The organism is Achromobacter mucicolens (assembly GCF_902859725.1).
Lineage (GTDB): Bacteria > Pseudomonadota > Gammaproteobacteria > Burkholderiales > Burkholderiaceae_B > Achromobacter > Achromobacter mucicolens.
Genome location: NZ_CADIJP010000022.1, coordinates 1 through 12,578 on the forward strand (window position 1 = coordinate 1; position 12,578 = coordinate 12,578).

General features: G+C 66.8%; 14 protein-coding genes and 1 riboswitch. Of the genes, 1 reads left to right on the forward strand and 13 read right to left on the reverse strand.

The genetic code is table 11. The features are described 5' to 3' along the window. The 11 genes from HV786_RS23185 to HV786_RS23235 all read right to left on the reverse strand — a co-directional run. On the reverse strand, positions 1 to 195 hold a 195-nt coding region (locus HV786_RS23185; protein WP_175211918.1), incomplete at its 3' end, for a hypothetical protein. Between the two features lie 14 nt (positions 196 to 209). Beyond that, on the reverse strand, positions 210 to 1,082 hold the full coding sequence (locus HV786_RS23190) for a DUF4123 domain-containing protein (RefSeq protein ID WP_158216741.1): 873 nt from the start codon (positions 1,080 to 1,082) through the stop codon (positions 210 to 212). Positions 1,083 to 1,384: 302 nt separating this feature from the next. Continuing rightward, positions 1,385 to 2,227: a methylenetetrahydrofolate reductase [NAD(P)H] gene (gene metF / locus HV786_RS23195; RefSeq protein WP_128829580.1), complete on the reverse strand. Its 843-nt coding sequence runs from the start codon at positions 2,225 to 2,227 to the stop codon at positions 1,385 to 1,387. 140 nt (positions 2,228 to 2,367) lie between these two features. Next, positions 2,368 to 2,703: a phage holin family protein gene (locus tag HV786_RS23200; protein WP_056327402.1), complete on the reverse strand. Its 336-nt coding sequence runs from the start codon at positions 2,701 to 2,703 to the stop codon at positions 2,368 to 2,370. Positions 2,704 to 2,826: 123 nt separating this feature from the next. Next, a complete protein-coding gene (gene ahcY / locus HV786_RS23205; RefSeq protein ID WP_062838889.1) occupies positions 2,827 to 4,245 on the reverse strand; it encodes an adenosylhomocysteinase in 1,419 nt (472 codons plus the stop codon). Between the two features lie 100 nt (positions 4,246 to 4,345). Next, positions 4,346 to 4,493: riboswitch (S-adenosyl-L-homocysteine riboswitch) on the reverse strand. Positions 4,494 to 4,554: 61 nt separating this feature from the next. Further along, positions 4,555 to 5,601: a glycosyltransferase family 4 protein gene (locus HV786_RS23210; RefSeq protein WP_175211919.1), complete on the reverse strand. Its 1,047-nt coding sequence runs from the start codon at positions 5,599 to 5,601 to the stop codon at positions 4,555 to 4,557. Positions 5,602 to 5,721: 120 nt separating this feature from the next. Next, complete coding sequence (locus tag HV786_RS23215) at positions 5,722 to 5,958, reverse strand: DUF1289 domain-containing protein (protein ID WP_056327298.1); 237 nt, start codon at positions 5,956 to 5,958, stop codon at positions 5,722 to 5,724. A gap of 91 nt (positions 5,959 to 6,049) precedes the next feature. Then, complete coding sequence (locus HV786_RS23220; protein ID WP_175211920.1) at positions 6,050 to 6,937, reverse strand: alpha/beta fold hydrolase; 888 nt, start codon at positions 6,935 to 6,937, stop codon at positions 6,050 to 6,052. Between the two features lie 37 nt (positions 6,938 to 6,974). Further along, complete coding sequence (leuD, locus tag HV786_RS23225) at positions 6,975 to 7,625, reverse strand: 3-isopropylmalate dehydratase small subunit (protein WP_128829581.1); 651 nt, start codon at positions 7,623 to 7,625, stop codon at positions 6,975 to 6,977. Continuing rightward, entirely contained in the window at positions 7,622 to 9,043 is a 1,422-nt protein-coding gene (gene leuC / locus HV786_RS23230) for a 3-isopropylmalate dehydratase large subunit (protein ID WP_175211921.1), read from the reverse strand. The genes leuD and leuC overlap by 4 nt, the downstream gene beginning before the upstream one ends. A 76-nt stretch (positions 9,044 to 9,119) precedes the next feature. Next, on the reverse strand, positions 9,120 to 10,100 hold the full coding sequence (locus HV786_RS23235; protein ID WP_128829582.1) for a tripartite tricarboxylate transporter substrate binding protein: 981 nt from the start codon (positions 10,098 to 10,100) through the stop codon (positions 9,120 to 9,122). A 127-nt stretch (positions 10,101 to 10,227) separates the two neighbouring features. Between HV786_RS23235 and HV786_RS23240 the strand changes: the two genes are divergently transcribed. Further along, entirely contained in the window at positions 10,228 to 11,151 is a 924-nt protein-coding gene (locus HV786_RS23240; protein ID WP_056327288.1) for a LysR family transcriptional regulator, read from the forward strand. 4 nt (positions 11,152 to 11,155) lie between these two features. Here HV786_RS23240 and HV786_RS23245 read toward each other — a convergent pair whose 3' ends face one another. Continuing rightward, complete coding sequence (locus HV786_RS23245; protein WP_063953734.1) at positions 11,156 to 11,797, reverse strand: flavin reductase family protein; 642 nt, start codon at positions 11,795 to 11,797, stop codon at positions 11,156 to 11,158. Position 11,798: 1 nt separating this feature from the next. After that, positions 11,799 to 12,557 carry a GntR family transcriptional regulator gene (locus tag HV786_RS23250; RefSeq protein WP_056327284.1) on the reverse strand — a complete coding sequence of 253 codons (759 nt, stop codon included), beginning with the start codon at positions 12,555 to 12,557 and terminating at the stop codon, positions 11,799 to 11,801. Between the last annotated feature and the right edge of the window lie 21 nt (positions 12,558 to 12,578).

Sequence of the window (12,578 nt, forward strand, 5' to 3'; positions counted from 1 at the left end):
GAGTGCGGGATAGCCCTCGGTGTTCAGGCGGGGAAACACCTCCCTGTCCCACGCGTAATCGGCAATGCCATAGCGCAGCGGATACAGGGGCACACCGCGTTCGCAGGGCGGCGGGGAGATGGCTTTGCCCAGGCGCTTTTCATTCGGGCGAATGGAGCCCAGTGCCTTTTTGTAGTTCACCGCTTTGTCGTTCACCTGATGAGGCTCCTTTACCGCGCCACGAGGGTCGAGAGCCGCGCTTCGGCGTCCACCAACCGCTGTTTTCCCGGAATGTGCCGGCTGGTCAGCATTTCGCGAAGCGCGTTGTCTGTGGAGAAAAACGCTTGCGGGTAGCGAAAGCGCAGATCGACGTAGCGGCGAACGTCGCGTTCCAAGGTGAGTGCGAGTTGATCGGCCGCCTCGTGCATGAAGAGGTCGATGCAACGCCACAGGACTGGTTCATTCTTTGGATCGTCGTAGGCCGGCGTTCGCTGGCGAACACTGCGCGCGCAGTCACGCATGAACCACGCGAGGCTGGCCTCGTCGAGTGAGATCTCATCGGCTTTCGTCAAGGCGATGGGCTCGTCCAGCGCGGTTGTGGCTTGCCCCGGGAAGGGAGAGTCCGCAACCAGCCATTCGCCCTGATGCGGGTTGCCCGCGTACCAGATGAAACGTTGAATGGGGCCGAACAGCCTGGCCAGGGCGTGCGCGTTCAAGCCTTCACAGAACTCTTCAAGCGCCCGCGCGCCGTTAAGGCTGAAGCTGATCGGAAGTCCGTCTGAACCCGTCAGTTGATGCAACTGTTGCAGATGGGCGACCAGGGTGTCGTGATCGTCAGAGGCGAGCAGGATGATCCCCGTTTGCTGACGGAACCAATGGTCAAGGGCGTGAGTGAACAAGGCCTCGTCGAGGGGCACGAGCAGGGGACCATGACGATAGCCTGGGTTGCGGTACTCCCGAGGCGTGTCGCGCCACACCCACCGGTGCTCGAATCCCCTTGTGATTCGCAGAACGTCGCTTTCGAGTGTGTCGCTGCGGGCGCCGTCCAGAAAAAGCCAGGGGCGGATACCGTGTTCCAGCGAGGTCCAATCCGGACATGCCAATGTACTTACCACCCGACGCGTCCATCTGGACGCCTCGGCCGTCAAATCAGTCGCCGCTCCCGCCATGTGAGTTTCACTCGTTGATTGAACGAAAAGTCGTTCAATCTAAGGCGGGGCCGCCCCCTTGGACATATGAATACTTCGAAACTGCTGAGGAGCGGGTCCGAGTTATCAGAAAGAAAAATCCCCACGCAGCGTAACGCTTCGTGGGGATCGATCTGACTACCTTATTAAGACCGGCGAAGACGCCAGCCCTTTGCCATAACCGTCAGCGGCATTTCCGCCGCCGCGCCGCCGACCGCTTACACCGTCAGTTCCTTCCAGATCGCCAGCGGCGCTTCGGAATGGTTCAGCGTGTAGAAATGCAGGCCGGGCGCGCCGTTGTCCAGCAGCGTCTGGCACAGCTCGGTCACGACGTCCACGCCGAAGGCGCGGATGGAGGCCTTGTCGTCGCCGAATTCGGCCAGGCGCAGGCGGATCCAGCGCGGGACTTCAGCCCCGCACATTTCCGAGAACCGCAGCAGCTGCGTGTGGTTCGTGATGGGCATGATGCCCGGCACGATCGGCACGCTCACGCCCTTGGCGCGGGCCCGGTCGACGAAGTCGAAATAGGCGTCGGCGTTGAAGAAATACTGCGTGATGGCGGCATCGGCGCCCGCCTTCACCTTGCTCACGAAATGGGCCAGGTCGGCCGAGGGATTGGTGGCCTGGGGGTGCATTTCGGGATAGGCGGCCACTTCGATGTGGAACCAGTCGCCGGTTTCCTCGCGGATGAACGACACCAGTTCGTTGGCGTAGCGCAGCTCGCCCGCGTCGCCGCCCATGCCCGACGGCAGGTCGCCGCGCAGGGCCACCACGCGCCGCACGCCTTCGCCCTTGTAGGCCTGCAGGATGTCCCGCAGGTCCTGGCGCGAGGCGCCCACGCACGACAGGTGCGGCGCGGCGTCGCAACCCAGATTGCGCAGCGTGCGCACGGCGTCGGCAGTGCCGGCGCGCGTGGAGCCGCCCGCGCCGAACGTCACGCTGACGTACTTGGGCTGGATGGCCAGCATCTGCTTGGCCGCGCGCACCAGCCGCTCCTGGCCGGCCAGGTCGCGGGGAGGAAAGAATTCCAGACTGAAAGCAGGAGAAATCGATTCAGACATATCAGTATTTTTATGGCTAAGCGCCGCATTCGGCCAGTGTGACAGCGCGGGGTGCAGCGGATCCGGGCTCCGCCGGTCCGCAGGCACGCCCCTGGGGGAAGCGCGCAGCGCTCGGGGGGCTCTACCGTCGGGGGGGCCCTCTACGGGATCAGCTTGGTCAGGAGACCGGAAATGATGCTGTACAGGATCGCGCCACCCACGGCCCACCAGAACCCGTTGACCTGGAATCCCTTGAGCACGGAGCCCACGAACCAGAACAGCAAGGCGTTGATGACGATGAGAAAAAGCCCGAGGGTAACGATCGTGATGGGCAGCGTCAGCAGCACCAGGACCGGCTTGACCAGCATGTTCACCAGGCCCAGCACCAGCGCGGCGATGAGCGCCGAACCGAAACTGGCCACCGTGATGCCGGGCAGCAGGTAGGCAACGGCCAGCAAGGCCACCGCGTTCAGGATCCAGACGAGTATCAGTGTCACCATGTTCGAACTCCTGTATTGACGCTCCGCGGACCCGTCGACGCCGGGCGAGGACGGGCGTGACCCGCAGATCGGAAAATCCGCGCCGACATGGCGCGGCATTTTCCTATTGTGCTACATCCATCAATAGCGGTAGTGATTGGGCTTGTAGGGGCCCTCGACCGGCACGCTGATGTAGTCGGCCTGATCCTGGCGCAGCGTCGTGAGCTTGACGCCCAGCTTCTTCAGGTGCAGGCGGGCGACCTTCTCGTCCAGGTGCTTGGGCAGCACGTAGACTTCGCCGGACTTGTAGGCTTCGTTGCGCGTGAACAGTTCGATCTGGGCGATCGTCTGGTTGGCGAACGAGGACGACATCACGAACGAGGGGTGGCCGGTGGCGCAGCCCAGGTTCACGAGACGGCCCTGCGCCAGCAGGATGATGCGCTTGCCGTCCGGGAAGATGACGTGGTCGACTTGGGGCTTGATTTCTTCCCACTTGCAGTCGGCCAGGGCAGCGACGTCGATTTCGTTGTCGAAGTGGCCGATGTTGCAGACGATGGCCTGGTCCTTCATGGCGTTCATGTGCTCGCGCGTGATCACATGGTAGTTGCCGGTGGCGGTGACAAAGATGTCGCCGTGGGCAGCGGCTTCTTCCATCGTCACGACCTTGAAGCCTTCCATGGCGGCCTGCAAGGCGCAGATCGGGTCGATTTCGGTGACCCATACTTGCGCGCGCAGCGCGACCAGCGCCTGGGCGCAGCCCTTGCCCACGTCGCCGTAACCGGCCACAACCGCAATCTTGCCGGCGACCATGACGTCGGTGGCGCGCTTGATGCCGTCAACCAGCGATTCGCGGCAGCCGTACAGGTTGTCGAACTTGGACTTGGTGACCGAGTCGTTGACGTTGATGGCGGCAAACGCCAGCTCGCCCTTTTGCGACATCTGGTACAGGCGATGCACGCCGGTGGTGGTTTCTTCGGTCACGCCCTTGATCAGCGCCAGGCGGGTCGAGTACCACTTCGGATCGCGCTTGAGCGTTTCCTTGATGGCGGCGAACAGGATGCGCTCTTCGTCGCTGCCCGGGTTGGCCAGGACGGAGAGGTCCTTTTCGGCCTTGGTGCCCAGGTGCAGCATCAACGTGGCGTCGCCGCCATCGTCCAGGATCATGTTGGCGTTCTGGCCGTTGGGCCATTCGAAGATCTTGTGCGTGTACTGCCAGTACTCTTCCAGCGTCTCGCCCTTGACGGCGAAGACCGGCGTGCCGGACGCGGCGATGGCGGCGGCGGCGTGGTCCTGCGTGGAGAAGATGTTGCACGAAGCCCAACGCACTTCGGCGCCCAGCGCCACCAGCGTTTCGATCAGAACGCCGGTCTGGATGGTCATGTGCAGGCTGCCGGCGATGCGCGCGCCCTTGAGCGGCTGCGACGCGGCGAACTCCTCGCGGATGGCCATCAGGCCGGGCATTTCGGTTTCGGCGATGGCCAGTTCGCGGCGGCCCCAGCCGGCCAGCGACATGTCGGCGACGAGGTAGTCGGTAAAGGATTTATCAGTCACAGCGTTCATGGTGTGTAGGCTCCACGTAAATTACGAACGGCGCACGAGATGGCCGGACAACGCGAATACACCACGACAGTCGAGTGCTCGCCTTTCCCGCCATACGCGACAAAGGTGAGCGCCGTTGCTGTAGCGACGCGCAGGGCGCGGCGCTTGAACAAGGATTCCTGAGCCTGGCGAGCCGGGGTCCGCATGGGGTGGCCGCGCAAGGGGGCCACCTGGGGAACCGCAGGGTCGTCGCAACGCTCCTCAGGATTGCCGGGCATTGTACAAGGTTGGCGCCCCGAACGGCCAGCACATCCGGGGCGCGCGTCTGTTTCAGGTTGTGGTGGCCCAGGCGTTGGCCGCCCCGCGCGAATCGCCCTGCGTCAGCGGCACCAGTGCATCCAGCAGGTCCGCGGCGACCGAATCCCAGCTGCGGGTCAGCGCCTGCGCCCGCACGGCGTCGCGGTCCAGCGGCAGCGCGGCCAGGCAGGCGCGCTTCAGGTCGTCGTCCAGCCGGCCCGTGACGCCCTCCTGCACCACGGCAATGGGCGCCTCGCTGCGGAAGGCGGCAACCGGCGTGCCGCAGGCCATCGCCTCCAGCATGACAAGCCCGAAGGTATCGGTCAGGCTGGGAAACACGAAGACGTCGGCCGCCGCGTAATACCCCGGCAGCGCGCCGTCCTGCTGCATGCCCAGGAAGACGGCGTCGGGAAAGCGCTTTTTCAGGCGCGCCTCGTCGGGCCCCGCGCCCACCACCACCTTCGTGCCCGGCAGATCCAGGGACAGGAAGGCGTCCAGGTTCTTTTCCTTGGCGACGCGGCCCACGCTCAGCCAGACGGGCCGGGGCAGATCCCGGAACGCCTGGCTGGACGAGGGTTGGAATTTGCGCGGATCGACCCCGCGCGACCAGACCCGCAGATTGGCCAGACCGCGCCGCACGAGGATGTCGCGCACCGTGGGCGTGGGCACCAGCACGCACTGCGACGGCCGGTGAAACCAGCGCAGGTAGCGCCACGGCAGCGAGGCGGGGATGCCCATGCGCGCCTCTAAGTAGTCGGGAAACATGGTGTGAAAGGACGTGGTGAAGCGCCAGCCGCGCCGCAGCGCCATGCGGCGGGCCGCCAGCCCCAGCGGGCCTTCCGTGGCGATGTGCAGCGCATCGGGAATGGTGTCGCCCAGCACGCGACGCAATTGCCGTCCGGGCGTGAGGCATAGCCGCAGATCGGGTTCGGAAGGCGCGGGGATGGTTCGGCTGCCCTCGGGGCTCACCACGATCAGCTCGTGGCCCCATTCGCTGAGGATCTGCCGCATGGTCGTCCAGGTGCGGACGACGCCGTTGACTTGCGGATGCCAGGCATCCGTGACGAGAACGATGCGCATGATGGAGCCGGAAGTGGGCAATGGCGCTATTGAGCCTACGCCATGTGACAAGCCCAAGACGGGGACAGGGTCCCGGCCCTCAACGCCACGAAAGCGGTGTGGCGCCCCCGGCGCGGCGCGTCAGTTGTTGCGCCGCGGATATCCTTGCGACCGGATGCGGATCCAGACTTCGCGCTTTTCGGCTTCCGACATGAACACCCAGTTGGCGACTTCCATGGCGGTGCGGCCGCAGCCGCGGCAGATGTCGTCAAACAGCGTGGAGCAGACGGCCACGCAGGGCGAATCCGAGGCCTTGAAGGCGCGTTGCGCGTCCTCGGCGTCGGGCAATTCGGAAAGATCGGCGAAGTAACGATTCATGGGGCGAAGGTTAACACCAGGGGTGCGTCCCTTTTTGGATATCCCTATCGCCGCCAAGGCTTGGTCGACACGCGGACCCGCCCCGCCTGCCTCAGCGCCAACCGAAGAAATCGCCTGCCTCGGCCAGCACCGCGTGCGGCGATTCCTCCGCGAGGTAATGCGCGCCCGGCAGCGGCCCGCCCGTCACGTCGTCGGCCACCGCGCGCCACAGCGCCAGCACATCGAAGTTGCGGCCGACGGCCCCGCGCTCGCCCCACATCGCGCGCACCGGCATGCGCAGGCGCTCGCCGGCCGCGCGGCCCGCTTCGTCATGCGCAAGATCGATCGTGGCCGAGGCGCGGTAGTCCTCGCAGATGCCCGTGGCCCACCCGGGCTGACGCGCGGCGCGCTCGTATTCCGCCATGGCCTCGTTGGAAAAGTGCGCCAGCCCGCCTGGCCGGCCGCCCATCACGGACCGCAGGTAGAAGACCGGATCGTGTTCGATCATCGTTTCAGGCACGGGGGCCGGCTGGATCAGCCAGAACCAATGGAAATAGGCCTGCGCAAAGGCGCGCGTCGTGCCTTCGTACATGTCCAGCGTGGGCGCGATGTCCAGCAGCATCATGCGGGCGACGGCCTCGGGATGGTCCAGCGCCAGCCGATGCGCGACCCGCGCGCCGCGGTCATGGGCCAGGATCTCGAAGCGGTCATGTCCCAGGCCGCGCATCAGCGCCACCATGTCCGCCGCCATGACCCGCTTGGAATGCTTGGCGTGATCGGCGCTGGCGGCGGGCTTGCCGCTGTCGCCATAGCCGCGCAGGTCCGCGGCCACGCAGGTGCGATGACGCGTCAGCTCGGGCCAGACGCGGTGCCAGATGGCGTGGGTCTGCGGATGCCCGTGCAAGAGCAGCAGCGGCGGACCCGAGCCGTCGATGCGGGCGGCGATCTCCACACCGTTGGCGGCAAAGCGCCGCACCGGCAGGTCGAAAAAGGCGGTCATCTGCGTCATCTCCTATCGTCGTGCCGCAACTGCCGCGTCAGGCGGCGTCCAGCCGGTCGCGCACCTGGCGCGCCACGTCCTTCATCCACGGAAAGCGCGCCCAATGGCGGGCTTCGAAACGCTCGACGTCCGGCAACTGCTGCAGCGTCGCGCCCACCATGTCCTGCCCCTGCGCGAACATGCTGCGATGCCGCGCCGGCAGGTCAAAGCGGGCCTGCCAGCCATCGGCGGCGCGCACCTGGCCGGCCATCACGTCGATGCCGACGCGGTTGGATCCGGCCGCCGGGGTATTGGACACCTTCGAGAGCAGCGCGTCGACCTCGGCGGGCGGCAGCGTCACCAAGAGCAATCCGTTGTTGAGCGCGTTGAAATAGAAGATTTCGCCAAAGCTGGACGCGATCACCGCCCGGATGCCGAACTGCTGCAAGCCCCAGACGGCGTGTTCACGGCTGGAGCCGCAGCCAAAGTTGGGGCCCGCCACCAGAATGCTGGCGCCAGCATAGGCCGGCTGGTTCAGCACGCAGTCCGGCCGCGGCGCGCCCTGCTCATCAAAGCGCAGGTCGTACAGCAGGCCCTTGTCCAGCCCGGCCTTGTCGATGATGCGCAGAAACTGCTTGGGCATGATCTGGTCGGTGTCCAGATTGGAATACGGCAGCGGCGCGGCCACGCCTTCGATCATTGCAGTCATTTGGCGTCTCCCCATGCGCGCACGTCGACGATACGGCCGGCCAGCGCGGCGGCGGCGGCCATGGCGGGACTCATCAGGTGCGTGCGCCCTGCCCGCCCCTGGCGTCCCTCGAAATTCCGGTTGGTGGTGGATGCGCAGCGCTCGCCCGGGCGCAGCACGTCGTCGTTCATCGCCAGGCACATCGAACAGCCGGGCTGGCGCCATTCGAAGCCCGCCGCGATCAGGTCGGCCGCCAGCCCCTCGGCTTCAGCCTGCGCGCGCACGGCGCCGGACCCCGGCACCACCATCGCGCGTACCCCCGCAGCCACCTTCCTGCCGCGCGCCAGACCCGCCACGACGCGCAGGTCCTCGATTCGGCCATTGGTACAGGAGCCGATGAACACCCGATCGATCGGCACGCCGGCGATCGGCTCGCCGGCGGCAAGGCCGATATAGTCCATCGCCTTCTCCAGCGCCAGCCGGGCCAGCGTGTCCGGCTCGTCGCGCGGATCCGGCACCGCGCCGTCCACGGCAATCGCCTGGTCCGGGCTCGTGCCCCACGTCACGAAGGGCGCAATGCGGCTCGCGTCGAACACGTGTTCCACATCGAAGTGCGCGCCGTCGTCCGAGCGCAGCGTGGCCCACCAGGCGCGCGCCTCGTCCAGCAACGCGCCGCGCAGCTGCGGCGCGTGCGCCGTGACGTAGGCGTCGGTGACGGCGTCCGGCGCGATCAGCGCGGCGCGCGCGCCGGCCTCGACCGTCATGTTGCACAGGGTCATGCGCGCTTCGGCGGACAGCGCGGCCACGGCTTCGCCGCAGAACTCCACTGCATGGCCGCGCGCGCCCTGCGCGCCGATGCGGTGCACGATGTAGATGACCAGATCCTTGGCCGACACATGGGCCGGCAGCGTGCCGTCGATGCGGATCCGCATGTTGCGCGCCACGCGGTACACCAGCGTCTGCGTCGCCAGGATGTGTTCGACTTCGCTCGTTCCGATGCCAAAGCCCAGGGCGCCCAGCGCGCCATACGTGGTGGTGTGGCTGTCGCCGCACAGCACCACCATGCCGGGCAGGATCATGCCGTGTTCCGGCGCGATGACGTGCTCGATGCCCTGCAGCGGATCGGTGGTGTCAAAGAGCGCGATGCGCTGTTCGTCGCAATTGCGCTTCAGGTTCAGCGCCTGGCGCGACGAGGCGTCATCGGCGATCACGCGCAGCGCGGACGGCACGGGATGCGTGGGGATGATGTGGTCCACCACCGCCATCTGCTGACCCGGCCGCAACACGCCCCGGCCGCGCGCGGCCAGGCCGCTGAAGGCTTGCGGGCTCGTGTACTCGTTCATGATGTGCAGGTCGACGTAGAGCAGCACGTGCTCGCCGTCGATCCGGGCCACCTCATGGCTGGCCACCAGTTTGTCGTATAGCGTCATGCCGGGCATGTCTGTGCTTCCTTGCTTGAAGAATGCGCCCGCGGCGCGCGCGGGCGGGTAATGCGCGTGAAACCTTGGAAGGCGATCAATTCGCCTCGATCCCGGCTTCCTTGACGATGCCGGACCAGCGCGTCATCTCCGCGGCCACCATCGCATCGGTCTTGTCCGGCGCCGTGATCAGGGGTTCGAAGCCCTCTTTCTGCATGCGCTGCGTCAGCGCGGCCGATTTCAGCGCCTGGCCAAGCTTGGCGTTCAGCGTGTCGATGACCGGCTGCGGCGTCCCGGCCGGCGCGCTGATGACGAACCAGGTGTTGAATTCGTAGCCGGGCAGGCCGGACTCGGCGATGGTCGGCACGTCGGGCAGCAGCGGCGAGCGCGCCGTGCCCGTCACCCCGAGCGCGCGCAGCTTCTTGCCATCGACCTGCGGCTTGGCCGCGGACAGCACCGGAAAGCTCATCTGCACCTGTCCGCTGATCGTGTCCAGCATGGCGGGACCGCCGCCCTTGTACGGCACGTGCATGATCTGCGTGTTGGAAACCGACTTGAACAACTCGGCCGCCATGTGGAACGTGCTGCCGGTGCCGGCCGACCCAAAGCTCAGGTCGTTGGCGGGGCGGGCGCGCACATAGGCCAGCAGTTCGCTCACCGACTGCACGGGCAACGCATTGGTGACCGTCAGCACATGCTGCGACGTGCCCACCGTGCCCACCGATCGCAGGTCCTTCGCGGTATCGAACGGCATGGTCTTGAAGAGCGCCGGATTGATGGCCAGCGACATGGTGTTGATGCCCAGCGTGTAGCCGTTGGGCTCGGCGCGCGCCACGGCCGTCATGCCGATGTTGCCGGACGCGCCGGCGCGGTTCTCCACGATCACGCTCTGCCCCAGTTCCTTGGCCCAGGCGTCGGAGATCAGGCGGGCCGCGATGTCCACGCTGCCGCCCGGCGCGAACGGCACGATCAGCGTCACCGCGCGCTCGGGAAAGGCGTTGCTGGCGGCGGCGGAATGGGCCCAACAGGATGCGGCAAGCGCGGCGCACAATGCACCGGCCAATCTGGCTGTCTTCATTTTTCGGGTCTCCTCGGTTGGCCGCGTGGGTGCGGCTCTGTATCGGTGAACCCAGTGTATAGACCTAGTCGGTTCTTATAATTCGGAGAAAAAATAAAGCTTTGTTAAATCGGATTTATAAATAGCCATGGATGCGCTCTCCGATCTCGCCTTCTTCTCTCTGGTGGTCAAACACGGCAACCTGTCCGCTACCGCCCGCGAGCTGGGGCTGACCCCGCCCGCGGTCAGCACGCGCCTGGCCAAGCTGGAGCAGCGCCTGGGAGTGCGCCTCTTGAACCGCACCACCCGCCGGGTCAGCGTGACGCAGGAAGGCGAGCTGTATCTTGCCGAGGGATCCCGCATCCTGGCAGACCTGCAGGCGCTGGAGCGATCGGTGTCCAGTGCGCGCGCCCAGCCCCAGGGGCTGCTGCGGCTGAACGCCACGTTCGGTTTCGGACGGGCCCACATCGTGCCGGCCGTCTCGGACTTTTGCCGGCAGTACCCCGATGTGGAAGTGCAGATGCGGCTGACCGACAGGCCGCTGAACCTGATCGAGGAAGGCTTTGACGTGGCCGTGCGGTTCGGCGACCTGCCCGATGCGCGGCTGACGGCACGCCGGATCGCGTCCAATCGGCGCCTGCTGTGCGCATCGCCCCGCTACCTGGAGACGCATGGCGAGCCGCGCACGCCCGGCGACCTGCAGCGCCACCGCTGCATCGTCGTGCGCGAGAACGACGTGGCCTACGGCACCTGGCGGCTGGAATCGGGCGCCCGCGCGGAAACCGTGAAGGTGCGCGGGCCGGTCAGTTCGAACGACGGCCAGAGCGCATTGGAATGGGCGCTGGACGGCCACGGCATCGTCATGCGCTCCGAATGGGAAACCGCGGCACACCTGCGCGAAGGCCGGCTGCGCGAGGTCCTGACGGACTGGCGCACCCCGCCCGCCGACATCCACGCCCTCTATCCGGAACGGCTGAACCTGCCGGCCAAGACGCTGGCCTTCGTCGACTTCCTGTCGCGGCGCTTTGCGCGCCGCGTGCGCGCGCCGGGCTCGGACGCCGCGGTGTGGTGAGCGCTCAGATCTCGTCGATGGGCGTGCGGGCGGCAGCGCCCGCGGGCGCGCTGTCCGCGTCGATGGCGTAGCGGTCGCGCGTGCGCACATAGAAGCTGGCGCCAAACCGCCCCACCGGAAAGTAGTCCTGCAGCCGCACGCGCCACGTTTCCGTGTCGATCAGCCCGTCACGCGCATGCAGCCAGCGGACCTGGCCGATGAAGATCTGGCGGCTGGCCGTCTCCAGGGTTTCAAAGAGCGTGCATTCGAACGCAACAGGCGCCTGCACGATGCGCGGCGGCGCCACACGGTGGCTGGGCGCGGCGTCCAGGCCCGCATGCGCCAGCTCGCTGACATCGGACGGCAGGCGGTCGCCGCAGCGGTGCATCTTTTCCGCCATGGCCTCGTCGGTCAGGTGGACCACGAATTCCTTGTCCCGCGCGATGTTGACCGCCGTGTCCTTCAGGCCGCCGTCTTCCAGGCGGTTGATGCTGACCATCACGATGGGCGGGTCCTCGCCCAGCATGTTGAACATGCTGAACGGCGCGGCGTTGACCACGCCTGTCTCGGACAGCGTGGTGATCAGCGCGATCGGCCGGGGCACGATCAAGCTGGCCATCAGCTTGTAGCGCTGGTATTCGGTGATAGCGTCGAAGTCGATTTCCATATCAGGCCAGTCCCAGCATCTGGGCAAGGGTTTGCGCGGGCTGCGGGCGCTCCAGGCTGATGCGCCGCTCCAGGTCCGCAAGGTGGTTGTCGTTGATCCGCACGGCTTCGGCCACGTCGCCGCGCTCCAGCATGTCCACGATCAGCACGTGCTCGCCGTGTTCGCACGCGGCATTGCCCGGCGGCTCGTACAGCGCCACGATGAGCGAACAGCGCGACACCAGCTCAGCCAGGTAGCCGTGCAGGATGGTGTTGCCGGACAGTTCGCCCAGCCGGACGTGAAAGGCGCTGGCCTGCCGCGCCCAGGCCGGTTGTCCGGCTCGATGCAGCAGCGCGTGCTCGTCGCGCAGCTGCCGGCGCAGCGAGGCGTAGTCGGCGCGCGTGGCGCGGGCCGCGGCCAGCGGCAACAGCGCGGCCTCCAGCGCGCGGCGCGCCTGGAAGATCTGGCGGGTGTCTTCCGGCGTGGGTTCGGCCACCACCGCGCCGCGGTTGTGATGCAGGTCCACCACATGCTCGTGCGCCAGCCGCTGCAGCGCCTTGCGGGCCACCGACCGCGACACGCCGAACAGTTCGCAGATCGCGGCTTCGGGCAGCTTGGTGCCGGGCGTGAGCCGCTGGCTCATCACGCTTTCGTAGACCGCTTCGCAGATGCGGCGCTCCATGTCGGCGTCGGGCAGGACGTCATCGTCCGCGGCGGGCTTGGCGGACTTGGACCGCGCGGTGGCGGAACTGTTGGGTTTGGCGGCGCTTTTGGTGGACATGCGGGACTCGGTTCAACAAGG

Coding starts and splice junctions, on each gene's coding strand:
- HV786_RS23210 (WP_175211919.1), bottom strand. CDS start 5,601: ATGCGCATCGTTCTCGTCACGGATGCCTGGCATCCGCAAGTCAACGGC.
- HV786_RS23240 (WP_056327288.1), top strand. CDS start 10,228: ATGGATGCGCTCTCCGATCTCGCCTTCTTCTCTCTGGTGGTCAAACAC.
- leuC (WP_175211921.1), bottom strand. CDS start 9,043: ATGCCCGGCATGACGCTATACGACAAACTGGTGGCCAGCCATGAGGTG.
- HV786_RS23220 (WP_175211920.1), bottom strand. CDS start 6,937: ATGACCGCCTTTTTCGACCTGCCGGTGCGGCGCTTTGCCGCCAACGGT.
- HV786_RS23235 (WP_128829582.1), bottom strand. CDS start 10,100: ATGAAGACAGCCAGATTGGCCGGTGCATTGTGCGCCGCGCTTGCCGCA.
- HV786_RS23245 (WP_063953734.1), bottom strand. CDS start 11,797: ATGGAAATCGACTTCGACGCTATCACCGAATACCAGCGCTACAAGCTG.
- HV786_RS23250 (WP_056327284.1), bottom strand. CDS start 12,557: ATGTCCACCAAAAGCGCCGCCAAACCCAACAGTTCCGCCACCGCGCGG.
- HV786_RS23215 (WP_056327298.1), bottom strand. CDS start 5,958: ATGAATCGTTACTTCGCCGATCTTTCCGAATTGCCCGACGCCGAGGAC.
- leuD (WP_128829581.1), bottom strand. CDS start 7,625: ATGACTGCAATGATCGAAGGCGTGGCCGCGCCGCTGCCGTATTCCAAT.
- metF (WP_128829580.1), bottom strand. CDS start 2,227: ATGTCTGAATCGATTTCTCCTGCTTTCAGTCTGGAATTCTTTCCTCCC.
- ahcY (WP_062838889.1), bottom strand. CDS start 4,245: ATGAACGCTGTGACTGATAAATCCTTTACCGACTACCTCGTCGCCGAC.